This window comes from Bacillus sp. 275, from assembly GCF_001999205.1.
In the GTDB taxonomy this organism is placed as follows: Bacteria; Bacillota; Bacilli; order Bacillales; family Bacillaceae; genus Bacillus; species Bacillus velezensis.
Window position 1 is genome coordinate 180,946 of sequence record NZ_CP019626.1, and the last position, 17,523, is coordinate 198,468.

At 47.9% G+C, this 17,523-nt stretch carries 16 protein-coding genes; 6 read left to right on the forward strand and 10 right to left on the reverse strand.

The annotated features are described in order from the left end of the window. Window positions 1-59: 59 nt before the first annotated feature. The 4 genes from BZ167_RS00705 to BZ167_RS00720 all read right to left on the reverse strand — a co-directional run bounded on the left by BZ167_RS00705 (window position 60) and on the right by BZ167_RS00720 (window position 2,140). Window positions 60-335 carry a YmzC family protein gene (locus tag BZ167_RS00705; RefSeq protein ID WP_007611597.1) on the reverse strand — a complete coding sequence of 92 codons (276 nt, stop codon included), beginning with the start codon at window positions 333-335 and terminating at the stop codon, window positions 60-62. Window positions 336-431: 96 nt separating this feature from the next. Beyond that, window positions 432-653 carry an RNA chaperone Hfq gene (hfq, locus tag BZ167_RS00710; protein WP_003154064.1) on the reverse strand — a complete coding sequence of 74 codons (222 nt, stop codon included), beginning with the start codon at window positions 651-653 and terminating at the stop codon, window positions 432-434. Between the two features lie 39 nt (window positions 654-692). Then, complete coding sequence (gene miaA, locus BZ167_RS00715) at window positions 693-1,637, reverse strand: tRNA (adenosine(37)-N6)-dimethylallyltransferase MiaA (RefSeq protein WP_007410375.1); 945 nt, start codon at window positions 1,635-1,637, stop codon at window positions 693-695. Window positions 1,638-1,735: 98 nt separating this feature from the next. Beyond that, entirely contained in the window at window positions 1,736-2,140 is a 405-nt protein-coding gene (locus BZ167_RS00720) for a YmaF family protein (RefSeq protein WP_014417831.1), read from the reverse strand. 100 nt (window positions 2,141-2,240) lie between these two features. Here BZ167_RS00720 and BZ167_RS00725 point away from each other — a divergent pair, with 100 nt between their 5' ends. The 3 genes from BZ167_RS00725 to erbB all read left to right on the forward strand — a co-directional run bounded on the left by BZ167_RS00725 (window position 2,241) and on the right by erbB (window position 3,354). Next, window positions 2,241-2,531, forward strand: a complete 291-nt coding sequence (locus tag BZ167_RS00725; RefSeq protein WP_061860570.1) for a hypothetical protein — start codon at window positions 2,241-2,243, stop codon at window positions 2,529-2,531. A gap of 137 nt (window positions 2,532-2,668) precedes the next feature. Continuing rightward, window positions 2,669-2,983 (forward strand): SMR family multidrug efflux transporter EbrA, encoded by a 315-nt coding sequence (gene erbA, locus BZ167_RS00730; RefSeq protein WP_007410378.1) that lies wholly within the window; start codon window positions 2,669-2,671, stop codon window positions 2,981-2,983. 17 nt (window positions 2,984-3,000) lie between these two features. Further along, a complete protein-coding gene (gene erbB / locus BZ167_RS00735) occupies window positions 3,001-3,354 on the forward strand; it encodes an SMR family multidrug efflux transporter EbrB (RefSeq protein WP_007410379.1) in 354 nt (117 codons plus the stop codon). Window positions 3,355-3,367: 13 nt separating this feature from the next. Here erbB and BZ167_RS00740 read toward each other — a convergent pair whose 3' ends face one another. The 3 genes from BZ167_RS00740 to BZ167_RS00750 all read right to left on the reverse strand — a co-directional run bounded on the left by BZ167_RS00740 (window position 3,368) and on the right by BZ167_RS00750 (window position 5,076). Further along, window positions 3,368-3,820, reverse strand: a complete 453-nt coding sequence (locus BZ167_RS00740; protein ID WP_014305039.1) for an OsmC family protein — start codon at window positions 3,818-3,820, stop codon at window positions 3,368-3,370. Window positions 3,821-3,879: 59 nt separating this feature from the next. Further along, complete coding sequence (locus BZ167_RS00745) at window positions 3,880-4,587, reverse strand: poly-gamma-glutamate hydrolase family protein (RefSeq protein ID WP_007410381.1); 708 nt, start codon at window positions 4,585-4,587, stop codon at window positions 3,880-3,882. Between the two features lie 255 nt (window positions 4,588-4,842). Next, window positions 4,843-5,076 (reverse strand): hypothetical protein, encoded by a 234-nt coding sequence (locus tag BZ167_RS00750; RefSeq protein ID WP_015239897.1) that lies wholly within the window; start codon window positions 5,074-5,076, stop codon window positions 4,843-4,845. Window positions 5,077-5,254: 178 nt separating this feature from the next. On the opposite strand from BZ167_RS00750, the gene BZ167_RS00755 reads away from it, so the two are divergent. Together BZ167_RS00755 and BZ167_RS00760 are read left to right on the forward strand one after the other, a co-directional pair. After that, window positions 5,255-6,583: a serine protease AprX gene (locus BZ167_RS00755; RefSeq protein WP_015417518.1), complete on the forward strand. Its 1,329-nt coding sequence runs from the start codon at window positions 5,255-5,257 to the stop codon at window positions 6,581-6,583. A 191-nt stretch (window positions 6,584-6,774) separates the two neighbouring features. Then, window positions 6,775-7,137, forward strand: coding sequence for a protein YmzB (locus BZ167_RS00760; RefSeq protein ID WP_031379099.1), 363 nt, complete (start codon window positions 6,775-6,777; stop codon window positions 7,135-7,137). A gap of 33 nt (window positions 7,138-7,170) precedes the next feature. Here the strand turns inward: BZ167_RS00760 and BZ167_RS00765 are convergent, their stop codons facing one another. Both BZ167_RS00765 and BZ167_RS00770 read right to left on the reverse strand, forming a co-directional pair. Further along, window positions 7,171-7,926, reverse strand: a complete 756-nt coding sequence (locus BZ167_RS00765; RefSeq protein ID WP_003154084.1) for a YoaK family protein — start codon at window positions 7,924-7,926, stop codon at window positions 7,171-7,173. A gap of 59 nt (window positions 7,927-7,985) precedes the next feature. Next, window positions 7,986-8,420 (reverse strand): sporulation-specific Dnase NucB, encoded by a 435-nt coding sequence (locus tag BZ167_RS00770; protein WP_015417516.1) that lies wholly within the window; start codon window positions 8,418-8,420, stop codon window positions 7,986-7,988. 288 nt (window positions 8,421-8,708) lie between these two features. Here BZ167_RS00770 and BZ167_RS00775 point away from each other — a divergent pair, with 288 nt between their 5' ends. Continuing rightward, window positions 8,709-9,920 (forward strand): cytochrome P450 family protein, encoded by a 1,212-nt coding sequence (locus BZ167_RS00775; protein ID WP_061861480.1) that lies wholly within the window; start codon window positions 8,709-8,711, stop codon window positions 9,918-9,920. Window positions 9,921-10,056: 136 nt separating this feature from the next. On the opposite strand, the gene BZ167_RS00780 is transcribed toward BZ167_RS00775, so the two are convergent. Continuing rightward, window positions 10,057-17,511 carry a beta-ketoacyl synthase N-terminal-like domain-containing protein gene (locus tag BZ167_RS00780; RefSeq protein WP_077391909.1) on the reverse strand — a complete coding sequence of 2,485 codons (7,455 nt, stop codon included), beginning with the start codon at window positions 17,509-17,511 and terminating at the stop codon, window positions 10,057-10,059. Between the last annotated feature and the right edge of the window lie 12 nt (window positions 17,512-17,523).

Here is a 17,523-nt window from a genome sequence, read left to right on the forward strand (position 1 = left end):
ATGTCAGTACTTAGTGTAGCTTGTGCGGCCCGCTTTGTAAATTCGAACGCTTGTGAAATTTATTCAAGCTCATCCAGCGCCGTTTCTTTTTTCAGTTCGATTTTATTCGTTTTTTCATCATAGCGGTATATTTTTAAGTAACCGTCCTCAACGATGCCGAAACGATTATGTTCCAGCTGCACCATGCCTTCTGTCTGCGGTTCGGTATCCGTTGAGCCGCCGTCATCATCCGTCACCACAGTCTCATGATTGCTGCAAGCTCCAAACAGCAAAAAAACAGCGATCCAAACGAGCGTAATCCTGATTCTTCTCAGTTCATTTTCACTTTCGAACACGATTTTCCGAACCCCCTTTTATGTTTCCGATATACAGCCTGCAATATACAGATGCGCATAGAAAAAGACCATTGTTCATGGTCTTTTTCAAAAAGTCTATTCAAGCTCAAGCTGGACGTTTTTTTGCGGGGCGAACGTGGAGATGGCATGTTTATAAATAAGCTGCTGCTTCCCCTCCGTTTCGAGCAAAACGGTAAAGTTGTCAAAGCCTTTTACCTGGCCGCGAAGCTGGAAGCCGTTGAGTAAAAACACCGTGACGAACGTATTGTCTTTTCGGATTTGATTCAAAAACTGATCTTGAATATTAATCGGTTTCATGTTTCGTCCTCCTTGGTTCTCAATACAATACTGTTTCGATTAAATTTCCAGTTTTCCTGCTATGCACTCGAAAATTTCCTTTTTTTTCTGCTCAATATCAACAGGCGGCGTCATATCTGTCCATGAAACGGGCATTTTATTGCGAAACCAGGTCAGCTGGCGTTTCGCATATCGCCTAGAATTTTGTTTTAATTGTTCCACAGCCTGAGGGAGCGGCACTTTTCCATCAAGATATTCATACAGCTCTTTATAGCCGATCGCCTGAATCGATTGGCTGTCCCGGATATTCATATCATACAGCCGCTTTACTTCGTCAAGAAGGCCGGTTTCCAGCATCAGGTCAACGCGCTCGTTAATCCGGCCGTACAACACTTCTCTGTCCATTGTAAGACCGATAAGAACCGCATTGTAAAGCAGCTCCCGTTTTTGGGTTTTAAGATGCTCTGACATTGTTTTTCCCGATACATGCAAGATTTCGAGCGCGCGGATGACTCTTCGCGTATTGTTTTGATGAATGGCTGCCGCCGCTTCCGGGTCGGCTGCCGCAAGCTTGGCATGAAGCGCTTCCGCCCCTTCTTCAGCCGCCAATTTCTCCATGCGCTCCCGGAATACAGGGTCGCCGGAGTTTTCCGTGAACGTATAGTCATACAGCACGGACTGAATGTACAGACCCGTCCCTCCGACAATCATCGGCAGCTTTCCTCTATCGGCAATCTCGGTGATTTTTCCCCTCACCATTTTTTGATAATCCGCCGTTGAAAAAGTGTCGGACGGCTCCAAAATATCAATCAGGTGATGCGGCACGCCTTCTGTCTCTTCTTCGGTGACTTTGGCCGTTCCGATGTCCATCCCTTTATATACCTGCATGGAATCTCCGCTGATGATTTCCGCATTCAGCATTTTCGCGAGTCCGATGCTTAGTTTTGTTTTTCCGACTGCCGTCGGTCCGACAAGTATGACGACAGGCTGTTTTTTATTTTTCAATATGTATCACTCTCTTTTATAAATCTCCCCCTAATTATAGCATTCATTTCTTCAGGCACCTATCCATTTTGCCCTTTTTCCTGAGCGCTAAACGTCCGCTACCACCCGATCGGCTCGTTTCCGACAACCTCTCTCGTTTTTCCTTTGAGTGTATGGCGGTGCGTTTTCCGTCCTTCCTCCCGCGGATCGTAAACGACGCCGCCGTGCTGGATCTGAATCGGCTCATTGTAGGCGGCAAAGGTGGTCTCTGAAAGCTCATGGTAATGTGTTCCGTCAACCCTCGGGATGGCAGGGCCGGAAATGCCGTAATACCTATGAAAATGGCCGTTTTCAAACGAGGTGATGCCCGTATAGAAATGTGTATGCTCATCTGTATTGCTGCCGTTTTCCGGCTGCGAAAAGCCTTCAATCAAATGGTAATGCCCCTGCACTACATCCGTAACCGCCCGGTATGCGTGTGTGTGCGGAGGTTTTTTTGACCAATCGGACTGATACAGGCCCACAAAAGCTCACTCCTTTATTTTTTGATAAACGCCCAATCAAAAATTGGTGGGCTGAATACTCTGTTATCATCTCAAATTTATTCTTGGAGGTACCTTAATTATGAATGAAGAATACGCATACGCAGTAGATAGTGATATGAGACAGTTCGGGCGGCCTGGATTTGGGTTTGGACGGCCGGGCTTCGGATTCGGACGTCCCGGATTCGGATTTGGATTCGGACGGCCGGGTTTTGGATTTGGCCGGCCTTGGTTTGGTTATGGATTCGGACGGCCGTTTGGTTTTTACGGCGGACCGTTTGTCGGAGGGCTTGTCGGGGGGCTTGTCGGAAGCGCTTTATTCAATCCGTACCTGTACGGGGGTTACGGCTACGGCTATCCGTATTACTATTGACGAATCAAAAAGGCTCCTCCCCGGGGGCCTTTTTATATAGGCCTAATGTCTTGACTTGGCGGGCAAAGTTCGGATATTATTTTATTTTACTGCCTTAAACAAAAGGCATAAGGATTATGATGAGAGGGGGATTTGATATGATTCTGGGTTATATCTTCCTCACAATTGCTATTTTATCAGAGTCAATCGGCGCGGCCATGCTGAAGGTCTCCCGCGGATTTACGCGGTTTTTGCCGAGCGCGCTTGTAGTGGCAGGCTATTCATTGGCCTTTTATATGCTTTCACTGACACTGAATCTCATTCCGCTTAGCTTATCCTATGCAACATGGAGCGGAGCAGGAACGGTGCTCGCATCCATTATCGGAGCGAAATGGTTTCATGAAAAACTGGACAAGCAGGCCGTCATCGGACTCTTTTTCTTATTGGCCGGTGTCATTTTGATGAATTGGTAGAAAGGAGAGGCATGCTGATGAAAGGATTACTTTGCTTGGCATTAGCCATTGTATCAGAAGTGTTCGGGAGCACGATGCTGAAGCTGTCGGACGGTTTTACGCACCTGTGGCCCGCTCTCGGCGTCATTGCCGGAATCGGAGCCTCTTTTATGTTTTTGAGCTTCTCTTTGAAAAGCCTTGATTTATCCGCCGCATACGCGACATGGTCAGGTGTCGGCACCGCTTTAACGGCAATTGTCGGCTTTTTTGTTTTTAAGGAGGCCATGACAGTCAAAATGATGATCGGGCTTGTTTTGGTCATCACGGGCGTCATCCTGCTGAACCGTTCCAAGTCTCAAAAAGCTAAAAAAAATCAAACGGCCCGGAGCTGACCGTTTGAACTCGTCAAGCGCGGGCAGCTTTTACTTCAACCTCAAGCTCCATCTCCACGTTTCCTTGGACCGCTCGTGAAATCATACATGAGGACTCTGCTTTTTGCGCTAACTTCCTGGCGAGCGTAAAGTCCGTTTCGGCTGCATCCGGCTTTAATAATATAAACGGGCGGTGAATGATTTTCTGGTACGTGAACACACCGTTCGTGACGTCTACAATTCCTTCAGATTCCATATGTAGATCTTCTTTATCCAGGCCGCTTCTTTCCATCATCGCCGCAAGCGTTATAATATAACAGGTCGCGGCCGCTCCAAGCAGCATTTCATCAGGATTTGTGCCTTCTCCGGGTCCGTCCATTTCCTTAGGAATGGACACAGCCGTTTCCAGCCGGCCGCTTTTAATATCGCCGACGTCATTGCGATTTCCGGGCCAATTTGCTTTTAAATAAAAGTGATGTTTTGCCAAGGGACAAACCTCCTTTTTTTCAGTTTACTCATCTTTCACTCGTTTGTCTTTTTTTAAGCTTACGAATACTCTTGATTGATCACTCTTTTTATCGTACGGACAAACCGGTAAAATTCCTCCGTTTTTGTGAATTCCCTTTCGCGGTAATCAAAATTATCAAAAAACGCTTCCCGCTGTTCTCTGCTGATCTCAAGCTGTATGCTCAGCCCGGTTTGCGCCTGGTTATTGATATTTTCGGTGTCAACCCCGGCCAGACCGGTTTTTGAGGTTGCCAATTCTGCAGAAAATCCGTTTCGTTCGAGAGCTCTCACCAATTTTTTCGCCCGCTTCCGGTCGCTTCCTCCGACAAGAGTATTTTTCTCGTCGCCTTTATAACCGTGAACTGCGATAACATAATGGTGCTGCTTAATGCTTTCGACTGCTGAAGGCTCATCGAACCTGGTGCTCGTAATATGAAGAGTCTGGTTATCATGCGTTTTTAATCCCTCAAACAGATAGGTTGAATAATCATCTCTGAAAGAGCGGACGATCTCGCTCACCCCGCCCTCAATTCTCCCTCCGTGCGGCGACATGATCAATACGGGGCTCCCCTTTCGCTTATTGTACGATATATGATAATCATCGGGGTCTTCATGTTCAGCCAAATCTTTAAAATCTGTGTATGTATCAGAAGAATTCGAGGGATCAGGGTCTGACGCATAATGAGCACATCTTATTAGTAAGACCATTGCTACGATAATGATGACATTAAGTAAAATTCTTTTCATCAGCTCTCCTTCTTTGCTCCTTTCTGAAAAATGACATGTTCATTATATGGATTTTTGTCAATAGGTCTTATCTTAACATTCTATTAACATTATCATCAGTGAAAAACTTCCCGGTTTCGAAAAATCAATGGATTGTCACGGTTCAAGCGCTCAAATGCCGGGCATCAGTGAAAAAAGGTTGAGAGAGGGCAAAAAAAAAGGGAGGAACGCCCGAATTTTCAGGGGCGGGAGATTCACGGCCGGAAACGGACGGCATCAAGAATACGCTTTTAAAAATGAATATCCGCCTCCCGAAGCAAATGCACAGGACAGAATGGAGCCCGTCAAAAAAGTTCTCATCTGCCTTTTTGTACAGCAAAATGCCGTTACAGCCCGCTCATCCCCTTTTTTTATCATAATGGTCCGTTTTGAAATGGAGCCGTCTTTTTTCATATATATAATATCAATCGGAAGCTGTTTTTCCAAGGAATGTCTCAATATTATGTTCATGTATATACCTCCTTCCGCCGGCTTCACTATAAACGAACAAAAGTTCCGTTTCAACTCGATTTCTTCTCCTGAAAAAGCCGCAAGTAACCAGCGCTCCTGAAGGACAAACAAACTGACCGAACATACGGCCTGTTCATATGGTATAGAGAGAATCGCCAGAATGGGAGGAAAAGTATATATGTTTGGTTACTCAATGGTACAAATGGTGCGGTCAAATGCTCATAAGCTGGACTGGCCGCTCAGAGAAAACGTATTACAGTTATATAAACCTTTCAAATGGACACCTTGCTTTTTGCACAAGTTTTTCGAAAAAAAGGTGAAAAACAGAAAGAAAATGTCAGTCATCATTGAATTTGAAGAGGGCTGCCATGAATCCGGTTTTCACAGCACAGGACAGGTCTTATCAAAAGAAAAACGCTGCACCATAAAAAAGCAGTTTCAAACAATCAATTGCTGCAGCGCCGAAGTCACTCCATCCGCCCTTCACATGCTTCTTTCGCAATGCCGGGATATCCGTAAAATCTATTTAAACCGTGAAGTAAAAGCGCTCCTTGATACGGCAGCTGAATCGTCTCATGCAAAAGAAGTGACCCGTAACGGCACCGTATTAACAGGAAAAGGCGTAACCGTCGCCGTTATTGATACCGGAATCTATCAGCATCCCGATTTAGAAGGCAGAGTTATCGGATTTGCGGACTTTGTCAACCAAAAGACAGAACCGTATGATGACAACGGACACGGCACCCATTGCGCCGGTGATATCGCAAGCAGCGGCGCTTCATCTTCCGGTAAATATCAGGGGCCGGCGCCGGAAGCTGATCTGATCGGAGTCAAGGTTTTAAACAAATCAGGATCAGGAACCTTGGCTGATATCATTGAAGGTGTGGAATGGTGCATACAATATAATAAAGAACACACAAAGAATCCGATCAGAATCATCAGCATGTCACTGGGCGGAGATGCGCTCAGATATGATAAAGAAACGGACGACCCGCTCGTCAAAGCCGTTGAGGAGGCATGGAATGAAGGAATCGTCGTCTGCGTCGCCGCGGGCAACTCCGGTCCGGAAGCTCAAACGATTTCAAGCCCCGGTGTCAGCGAGAAGGTCATCACGGTAGGCGCCTATGATGACAATGATACGGCCAGCAATGAGGACGATACGGTCGCTTCTTTCTCAAGCCGCGGCCCGACGGTGTACGGAAAAGAGAAGCCTGACATTCTTGCGCCCGGGGTCGATATCGTATCTCTCCGTTCTCCGCGTTCATACCTTGACAAATTACAGAAATCAAACCGTGTAGGCTCCTTGTATTTCAGTCTGTCGGGCACGTCCATGGCCACTCCGATCTGTGCGGGCATTGCTGCCTTAATTCTTCAGCAGAACCCGCAGCTTTCGCCTGACGAAGTGAAAACACTGATCAAACAAAGTCCGGATCAATGGACAAATGAAGATCCGAACATTTACGGAGCGGGCGCAGTTAACGCTGAAAACGCCGTGCCGAAAGAGTAACCTTTTTATCATGAGAACGGGGTCGTCTAAACCTGCAGATGACTCCGTTTTTCAGGTGAACAGATGAAACATTTATAATGAAGGAACTCGGAACGCTTCACAAAGGCTGTCAGAAAAAAAGATCAATGCAAGGCAGTGTATTTCTAAAAAAATAGGGAATAAGTATGGTGTAGATAAAAGGAGGAATCACAATGGCACTTACAAACACCGAATTGTCTGAATGGCTGCAAAAACAGATCGGACAAACGCTTGATATCAGAAAAGGAGAGCTGACAGACAGCCGAAACGAGATTTCTGATATGGACCAGATCATGCTTCACCTTGATGATGTTCTCGTCCGCCGGACAAACCATCCCGATGACTATGTAGCGGATGAAGAACTCGTCTTAAAAGGGCACGGCACAACCTATACGGAGGAAGGAAATGTCCCGCTTCCCCAAGATGCGTATGAAATCCCACTGCTCGGCGACATCACCATCCAAAAGGAGCAAGACGGATTAAAGGTACATACAGATCGGGCCGTTTATACAATCGGGATCCGGAAAGAGCAATAAAAAGAAAAAACGCCCTGAATCAGCGGCGTTTTTTTATTGATTTTTTTCTTCTGAATATCCGTGGAACATCGTGAATGCGCAAAGCATAATGCCTAAAATAATGATAATCGGGAGCCAGATCACGGCAAACTTATAATCCGGTTCAGCGAATGCACCGATGACCGCCCCAAAGCAATACAGCACCAAAGCAAGCGCGCGCAATACAGCATCTCTCGTAAACTGCTTCCGCTTGTCCGCTTTGTAAAACCTTGCGGTGAGATCTTCAAAAAAATTAGCGAGCGTTCCCGTTAATACGGTCGTGGAAATCCCCGCTACACCAAGTTTTCTCGCGGCTGTCGTCTGCATTCCCATTGCGAAGCTGAGCAGCATAATCAGCACATAAACAGAAATGGCATCTGCAAAAAAGCAGGAGAACAAAGCAAACAGCAGCAAAACAGCTCCTTCAATAGCTAAAGCGGCAGTTACCGCAGGGGGCCAAAATGATTTCTTTTTATTGCCTACAAGCAGGGCCGCGGCAATAACGCCGGCAATAAATCCGATTAACGAGGTTAACGATTTGAGTACGGCAAGGTGCCACGAGTTGCCGATCGCCAGGCCGAACAGAACGATGTTCCCCGTCATATTGGCGGTAAAGATATGTCCCAGGCTTAAATAACCGATCACATCCACAATTCCCGCTGTTAAACAAAGAAGTAAAAGTGCAATATTTCGGTATGTAGTCACTGTCAATGTGATCCAATCCTTTCTCATGCTGATTCCAACATATAAGTTTACTCTTTGCCATTTCATATGTCCAGCCGGCGTGCCGCTTTTTCAGAGCATAAAAAAACTCCGGCGAACCGGAGAAGCTACTGAACGATAAATAATACTCTCGTGCCGTCGGAATATCCGCTCATTTGATTTCCAACCCACGAACCGGCCCCGCGGTTATCCGACGGGGTTACATATCTGACATCAGCCCCCGCCCCGCCTTCTGTGCAGACTGCCATGGGCCATTCATCACGGTCAAACCCGGGCTTTGTCGGAATTCCTTTCAATGATTCTTTCCTTCTATTCTCTGCTCCGCCCCGATCAATTGTACAAATCTCAGAATGACCTGCCGAAATGGCGTCTTTTATATGATTTCCCGTCTCCGGATATTTTGACAGCGGGAAATACAGCACCTGATCGTATCGGGATGCGGCACGAGCAGCACTGTCCGAATGGATACCGGCGCCCGTAAGGCCGAACTGAAGAGAGATCACCAAAAGCAGACTTGCCGCCCATTTCATAAACGCATTCATTCACATCCTCCTTAAGACGTTGATATGAAGCGTAAATATGTATATTAGCAGGATTTAACATACATGATGAAATGGCAAAAAAAGTTTGCTGTTTTGTTGATAATCAACGAAAATGGCGGCTTTACGATTTGTCTATTGAACCGGCTTCTGTTTCCTTATATATTTTAGACATACTTATGAGCCGTTGTGATCAGTGTCTTCGGCAGATAAAAGGAGGAATGCCGTCCGGTCGGCAGGCACCGGCTGTTTGTTATGTCTTTTCAAAAACATGAAGGCGGGGAAATCCAGATGGAAAAAACAATGTTTCACCCACACTCACCCGAGTTTCACGAAAACCCTTTTGCGGTTTTAAGCAGATTCAGAGCGCAGGACCCCATACATAAATTCGAACTGCAGCGTTTTGGAGGCACCTTTCCGGCTTGGCTCATCACGCGTTATGATGATTGTATGGCGTTTTTAAAAGACGGCAGAATTACGAGAGATGTAAAACGGGTCATGCCGAAGGAGCTGATCGCGAAGCTGAATGTCAGTGAAGATATCGATTTTGTCTCAGAGCATATGCTGGCAAAAGACCCCCCGGATCATTCACGACTTCGATCTTTGGTGCATCAGGGGTTCACTCCCCGGATGATTGAGCAGCTTCGCACCGGGATAGAGCAGATCACAGAAGAGCTGCTGGATGAAATGGAAACAAAAGCAGACCCTGATATCATGAGAGATTTCGCCGCACCGCTTCCGTTTATCGTCATTTCCGAGCTGCTCGGAATTCCGAAAGAGGACCGCGCCAAATTTCAAGTGTGGACAAACGCAATGGTCGACACGTCAGAAAGCGGACAAGATGCGACCAACCAGGCTCTCAAAGAATTTAAACAATATATGAAAACACTGATCGAAGAAAAAAGAAAACATCCGGGTGAAGACTTGACGAGCAAGCTTATTTACGCTGAAGAGGACGGCCAAAAGCTGAGTGAATCAGAGCTGTATTCCATGCTGTTTTTGTTAGTCGTTGCCGGGCTTGAAACAACGGTTAACCTTCTCGGCTCCGGCACCCTGGCGCTTCTTCTGCACAAAGACCAGATGGAGAAGATAAAGCGGCAGCCGGAAAATATCCAGACGGCGGTCGAAGAGCTTTTGCGTTATACCTCTCCCGTCATCATGATGGCAAATCGATGGGCGATTGAAGATTTCACCTATAAAGATGTTTCCATTAAAAAAGGCGATATGATATTTATCGGCATCGGTTCAGCCAATCGGGACCCGGAATATTTCGATGATCCTGATACATTAAATATAGCGAGAACACCGAACCGTCATATCTCTTTTGGATTCGGCATTCATTTTTGTCTCGGGGCTCCGCTCGCCCGGATGGAAGCATCCATTGCCTTTACTGCGCTTTTAAAACGGTTTCCGAATATAGAGCTGAAAGGCGCGCCCGAGGATGTAACATGGAGAAAAAATGTGTTTTTGAGAGGGCTTGAAACATTGCCTGTCAGATTTTAATATCGCCCCCCTGTTTATCGGGGGTTTTTTTAATGTCTTATAAACAGAAATCAATACAACAATGAAAATTTAGTACATAGTAAATTTAGTTCTATATAGATAAAAAAAGCGGCCGGATTGCTCCGGCCGTTCTCTATTACCGTTTTACCAACTCATTTGTTTCGTCCAGCTTTTTTCTGAAAGATTTAAGGAAATTTGCGCTGATCGTTCCTTTGTTTGCGTACAGTTTTTCGCAGAATGCCTTAATGGCGTTTTGCGGCTTTGGTTCCGACAGCATTGTGACATGATTGGAAGAGTGGACGTCCAGCAGGTGAAACTGTTTCATCTGGCGTTCCCATTCTTTCCAATACGCATCATGGTCTAACGGATTTTGTTCTTCCTCTGCTGTCAGATAACGTTCAAGATCTCCGAGGAACAAACCGCTTTTATTACGGAAGTAGTAGCATTGCAGCGCTTCCGGATGAGGCAGCGGCTTCATGTCATACTCTTCCATTCCGTAAGCGAGCTGCGTCTTCATCATTTGCTCCAGCTGCATCCGGATTGCTTCTTCGGATTTTGGCAGACCGCGCTTTTTGGCAAGGCCGATCAATTCTTTCATTACTTCTTCCTCAGCCTGGACGGTAATGTCTTCTCTGCTGATTAATGCCTCTTCAAGGTTTTCAGGCTTAAGATAAGCTGTAAGCATCGTATTGATCGTTTGCAGCATGACTGACTTAACAGATGGTTTTCTTTCTTTCCATTTTTCACTGTACGGGGTGTCGATCATGACGGCGCTTTTTACCGTATGACCTTCCTCCTGCAAGAGGCGCGCGGTTTCATATGCAAGCATGCCGCCCAAGGAATATCCGCCGAGGTCATAAGGGCCTTTCGGCTGTACCGCTTGGATGATTCTCTTATAAGAAGCGGCCGTCTCTTCAATTCCTTGCAGCGGCTCTTTCCCTGTCAAACCTCTTGCCTGGATGCCGTAAAAAGGACGCTGACTCTTTTTGGCGAATGGCTGGTATGCTTCCACGCCTCCCGTTCCGCCGTGAAACCAAAAAACAGGACGGCCTTTTTCTCTATCATTCAGCTTGACGAGTTCAGGAAAATTTCGGCCCGCCTCCTGCGATTGGTTCGTTTTTAACAGCATGCCGATCTCCTGAAGAGTGCTGCATTTCTGAAGAGCCTCCAGACTGATGCGGCTGTCTCCGTCCTCAAGTTTCTTCAACAGCTGAATAGAGGAGATTGAATCGAAGCCGTATTCAGTCAGCGGCTTATTTTGATCAATTTCCGCTGCCTTCATCCCCAAAATGTCTGCCACAATGTCAGCCGCGCTCCCGCAGCGGATCTGAGGATTCTGTGAAACCGGTGCAAGGCTGATGTCTTCTGACTGACCGCCGTTCCAATACTTATGGTTTTCAAAAGGATATGTCGGAAGCGGCACTCTTTGAACAGATTTGCCTTGGTGGAGTCTGTCCCACGGTATATCCGCACCTTTCACCCAGCAAAATGCAAGCTTTTCGAGATTGTTTTCAGCCAACAGCGTCTCTGTGACGACTGTACCGAGAGTCCCTTCCAGTAAAACGCCGATATCTCCTGATCCAGTCTGCTGACTGCCTGTAAAGAAGCTTTTCATTCCATTGCCTTCTTCGGAAAATGCTCTGTACTCTTTCAGTTTTTCCAGCAATTCATCTTGATTGCGGGCAACGAGTGCCAGGCGGCAGTTCATCGCCTCACGGCCGGTCTGAAGCGTATAAGCAATATCCCGCAATGACGGAGTATCTCCAGTTTGCACAAAATCAGCCAGCTGACTTGCGGCCGCCTTAAGACGCCCTTCGCTCTTAGCAGAAAGCACGATAAGCTGCGGTTCTTGCGCAGATTCTTTGTCCTTATGGCGCGGGTTGTACTGTTCCAAGACGACATGCGCATTCATGCCGCCGAAGCCATAGCTGTTAATTGCGGCCCGGCGCGGGATCGGTCTGCCCGTATGGTCGGTGAGCTGTGTCCATTCCTGATTGTCTTCGGTGAAACGGAAGCGGCTTTTCTGAATGGCCATTTGCTCATTTGCAGCTGTAAATCCGGGAATGCCCGGGATGGTATGATGCTTCATGGCCATCGCCACTTTTATAAGGGCGGCCAGTCCGGAAGCGAGTTCGCCGTGTCCGATGCAAGGTTTCACGGTGCTGATATAACAAGGCGCGCTTTCCTCTTGATTTGCAGACTCGCCGTAACCCGCTTTGATTGCATTAAACTCCAGCGCATCTGCCATTTCGGAGGCAATGCCGTGCGCTTCAATATAAGTGACAGTTTGCGGATCAACATCGGTGTCTTCGTACGCTTTTTTCATCGCGGCCTTCATTCCCGCCGGATTCGGCGCGTGAAGCGACATGCCTTTACCGCCGTGAGACACTCCTGTTCCTTTAATGACCATGTGAATATGATCGCCGTCTTCAATTGCCGCCTCAAGCGGTTTGATGATGATAACGCCCGCCCCTTCGCTTCTGACAAAGCCATCGGCATCTTTTTGGAACGATTTCGCCCGGCCGTTTTTGCTTAAATACCCCATTGAATCAAAACCGATAAAGCCCTTCGGCGACTGCAGAATATTGGCGGCGCCCACGACAGCCTGCTCACATTCGTTATGACGTATTGATTGAACCGCCCTGTGCAATGCCACCAGGGTTGACGTGCAGGCAGCCTCGTAATATTCACTCGGTCCTTGTAAATTCAAGGCATATGATATTCTGTTCGGAATGATGGACGGAATGGCTGTTCCATTGTTCGGATCGCTGTTGCCCGCGGCAACGAAAACGCCTGTCGGTCTGCTTGATAACGCCTTATTTGTCAGGCCCGCATCCTCCATTGCCTTCCATGTATGCATCAAAAGCAGAAACTGCTCCGGCCCCATTTGTGATGCCTCTTTAGGAGAAATTCCGAAAAAGAGCGGGTCAAATTCGCCGACACCGTCAATAAAACCGCCCCATCTGAGACTCGTGTCATTCTCATCACCGGCGTAACGGCGCCAGTCCCAGCGGTCCGCCGGAATTTCGGTAATACAGTGATCCCCGTTTACGATGTGCTCCCAAAAAGACTGGATATCCGGGGATTGCGGAAACTGAGCTGACATACCGATAATCGCGATTCCTTGCTTGACATCGGCGTTATCACAAGGCGTATGCTGTTTCTTCGGTAAAGTGCGCTCTTCTGTTTCCGTGACCCTGGCCTCTTCTGAATGCTTATGATCGGCAAGCAGTTGAGAAAACTTGCTCTCATATGCTGACGCGAAGTGGCGGGTCAGCTCCTCCGCGGTCGGATACTCGAAAAACAATGTTGGATTCACATCGATGTCCGCCTCTTGGCCGATCTCTTTTGTCAGCCCGATCAGGCTCGCTGAATCAAGTCCCAATTCCATGATATTCGCGTCAGAACGAAGAGATGGCCCGGGTTCATCCATCATCTTGGCGAGCTTGCCAAGGACGTAGCTGCGGATATCATCTGTCAGACTGCCGGCAGAAATCGGTGCTCCCGCATTCTTAACAGCCGTTCGGGCCGGCTGATTCATCTGTTCGGTTTTCGGACGGAACCGTTTCAGGGCATAGCCTTCAAAACGCATCACCACTTCCGATCGGCTGCTGATGACATCTGCGTTAATCAGAATCATTTCCCCCGTTTGTTTGGTCAGCTTGATGTGCAGCCAGCAATCGGTAAGATCTTCAGGGCTGCTGAAGGTGACGGAATTAATGCCGAACGGCAGATAGCTTTCCGCCTCCGTTTGATCCAATAAAGAAAGTGAGGCCAAGTAAGCACTGTTGGCGATGAACGGATTTACGGCATAATGATGCGCTTGTTGTGAGTCGCTATTGTTCAGGTTCACTTTCGCTAAAACGGCATCAGTGCCTTTGTACAGGCGGGTGATCGTTTTAAATTCTTCTCCCCACACGACGGTTCCCGTTCCGTCTCCGTATAACTCATCTATCCGGCTCACTTCCCGGTAAGAGCGCTGAATGGCCGCCAGATCCGCGTGCTGCTTTTGAAACAGATACGGGCTGCACTCGGCATACGCCGCTATGCTCCAATCAGGAGACGTGCGGCTGCGGTGCATTATGCTCAGTTCAAATCCATCTCCATTTTGTTTCGATTCTGTTTTCAGCTCGATGCGATCGCCTTTTTTTACGGTAATGGGGCTCGCGTAATTCAGTTTTTTAATTTGTCCTCCTTCCGCTTCAGGGAAAATTTCACAAAAGCGATCGACTGCCAGACTGTTATATGTAGCGCCGACGAGTACCGGTTCTCCGCTGAATTGATGCCCTTTCACGTATGGATCGTCATCACTGTATACCGCCTGAACGCCGGCAGCGTTTTCTGATTCACCGAATTGAAAAGAAGTCCCGTGGTCAAAAGCGTAGGCTGGCAGATGAACGGCGTGCTCTTGCTGCAACTGATCAAACGCGATATTCTCTCCTTTTTCCCATTGCCGCGCACGTCGGCCAATATCAGAATCGGAGAAATTGAGATTCCGCTGATCCATACGGTAAGCGGCCAGCTTTTCCAACAGTTCCTGAATGGAGGAAGCCGTAAATGCCGCCCGATACTCCGAATGATGCGTTCTTTTTTGCAGCGCGGATGCGATGGCGGCCGGATGAAGAGATGGCGTCTTTTCTAAAAAGGCCGCCAGTCTGTCAAGATAGGCTTCAAAACTCCATTTTGTTTTCGCTGACACAGGGAAAATATATTCCTCATCGCCGTGACGGGCCTGATCGGAATTCGGGCTGATATATTCTTCTACGATGAGATTTGCATATGCCCCGCCTGCCCCGAAGGAATTAATCATGCTTCTCCGCGGTATGATGTCCCCCGTTTCGGCATCCCTCATACGCTCCCAATACTCGGTTTTTTCCTGCAGGTGAAAAGCCGTTTGTTCAAGGTTGATATTCGGATTTTGCGGTTTTGCGTTAATCGTCGGGACTAATGTTTCCCGCTCCATTTGCAGCAGCACTTTCGCGAGCTGGGACATGCCGGAAGCCGCCTCTAAATGACCGAGATTTGACTTGACGGATCCAAGCGCGCAAAAACGTTTTTTATCAGTATATTGCGCGAACGCATTTGTCAGGGCAATGACCTCAATCGGATCTCCCAATACAGAGCCGTTTGCCGCTGATTCAACATAACTGATTGTTTCCGGATTGATTCCGGCCTTGTCGATGGAAGCCGCCATGAGCTTCGCCTGCTGTTTCGGATCCGGAGCCGTGTACATCTGCCTTCCGCCGCTATGGCACAACGCGCTGCTTTTAATGACCCCGTAAATATGGTCTTTGTCGGCAAGCGCTTTGGAGAGCGGCTTCAAGAGCACCGCCCCGACTCCTTCTCCCGGCATCAGGCCCGTGCCGGTTCCGAAGCTTTTGCTTTCACTTCCCTGTTCAAGCAAATTCGCCCGTTCGAGCGCATCATATTTAGACGGTTCAAGCGTGAGATTGACCCCTCCGGCAATCGCCATGGAACAGCTGTTAAGCTTCAGGCTTTCACAGGCGAGATGAATGGCGCTCAGTGAGCTGGAGCATGCGGTCGTAACGCCCATGCTCGGGCCCGTTAAATTGAAAAAGTGGGAAATGCGGTTGGCGATATGCCAATCCCCTCCGTTAGAGCTGAGCGCAGCTTTTTCCAATGACGGGATATTCCAGAAATATTGATTGTACATACTGCCCATAAATACACCGATGCCGCTGTCTGATTCCTGCCATTCGTTTACTCTTTCTAACGAGTAGCCTCCGTTTTCAAATGTTTCCCATACGGTTTCAAGGCTTAGACGGAGCTCAGGCGTCATCTCCATCACATGGTCTTCCCGGATGTCAAACAAGTGATGGTCAAAAGCGTCAATATGCTGCAGAAATCCGCCGTACCGTGTTTTGTGTTCTTCTTTTCGTGTTTCTTTTGCCATCGTTTTCAGAAGACCGGACTTCCATCTGTTTTCCGGAGCTTTCGTAATACAGCTGTCTCCGGCTTTTAAATGCTCCCACAGCTCATCGAGGGTTTCAGACTCGGGATAGCGGCCGCTGATGCCAATAATGGCAATGTCGTCACGATCAGAACGATTAACGGTGACGGTTTCTGTTTCCGGCTTTGGCGCTTTTGGCTCTTTTGGTTCAGTGATAAACCGCCGCGTTTCCGTGACAAGCGGCACCGGTTCATTCATTGCAGGTTCCGGATGCTTTGTTTCAGGAGGCGCTTGTTCGGCTCCGAATGCCTGTTGCAGCTTATCCGGGTAAGTTTCCAGCAAATACTCGGCAAGTTCTTTCGTATTCGTGTGTTCAAATAAGACCGTTTTCGGCAGCTCGCCCGTCAATGTTTCCAGTTCACGGATAAAATTCACCTGCAAAATGGAGTCGATGCCGTATTTTTCAAAGCTGGTTTCCGGCTGAATGCGCTCGGGAGCAAGCTTTATGGACTTGGCTAACGTTTCTTTTATGAATTGCACAGTCCGGTCTGTGACTGAGAAAGACGGTTCTGTGAAATCAGCCTGCTCTTTGGAAGCCGCAGTTTCTTCAACCGCCTGCGCGTCCGGCTGCTTTTGCCTGATGACGCCGTCGCTTTCTGCCGCCACGATCTGCTGGCCGAGGTGATGTGACGATTCCGCCATAAATGTAACGTACCGATATCCCTCGCTTTCCAGCGCAGACTGCCACGCTTCAGGATACAGCCCCGGGCATCCGGGAATGCGCAGTTTGGCGTCTTCATACAGCCACCAGCCTTCCAAAAGACCGAATGTCAGATGAGAATAAACCGAATGGCTGCTAATCTCATTTAATAGCAAAATCCCATTCTTTTTAAGCACCGCTTTGGCATTGCGAAGTGTCCGCCGAATATTTTTTGTCGCGTGAAGCACATTTGCCGCAATTACCGCGTCATATGCGCCCGCCTCTATACCCTGCAAAGCCGGGGGCTCTTCCACATTAAACCGCTTATAAGTCAAATACGGATTGTCGGGACCGTATTCTTTTTCAGCATGCATGAAAAAGGCCTTTGACAGATCGGTGTAGCAATATTCTTTCACATGATGTTTGTACTCTTTTAATCTTTTGAACACGGCCGCGCTCGTCCCACCCGTCCCCGCTCCGATCTCTAATATCCGGATTTCCGCGTTCGGGTCTTCTTTCAGGCGTTCTTCAATGAAAGCCGTCAATGTGTCAGCGAGCACCTCATTAAAATAGTCTGCCGTTTCATTGTTTTTATAGATTCCTTCAACCAATTCCATTGAGGAATCAGGAAACAGAACATCAGTGGCAGAAACTCTGCCGGATAAAATATCCGGCAAAGCTCTGAGAGCGGTCTCCACTAAGGTGATCATCGCCTGTTTGCTGCTGTCCTTGAGTAAAGGAGCTTTCTTTTCATCCCATTCTTGCCACAGAACGTCCGTACGCTCTATCGGACCTGTTAACACATACGTACTGCCTGACTGTTTCAAAAAGCCTTTTTCCACCAAGATGGAGATGCTTTCTTCCAGCCACCTGCCGTAAAACCCCTGCATGACAGGCTGCGTTTCGTTTTCCGTGAAAAATCCGACAGATTTCAGCTGGCCTGCCAATAGTTTGTAAAGAAGATCTTCAGTGTTTTGCAAAGCCGTCCCCTC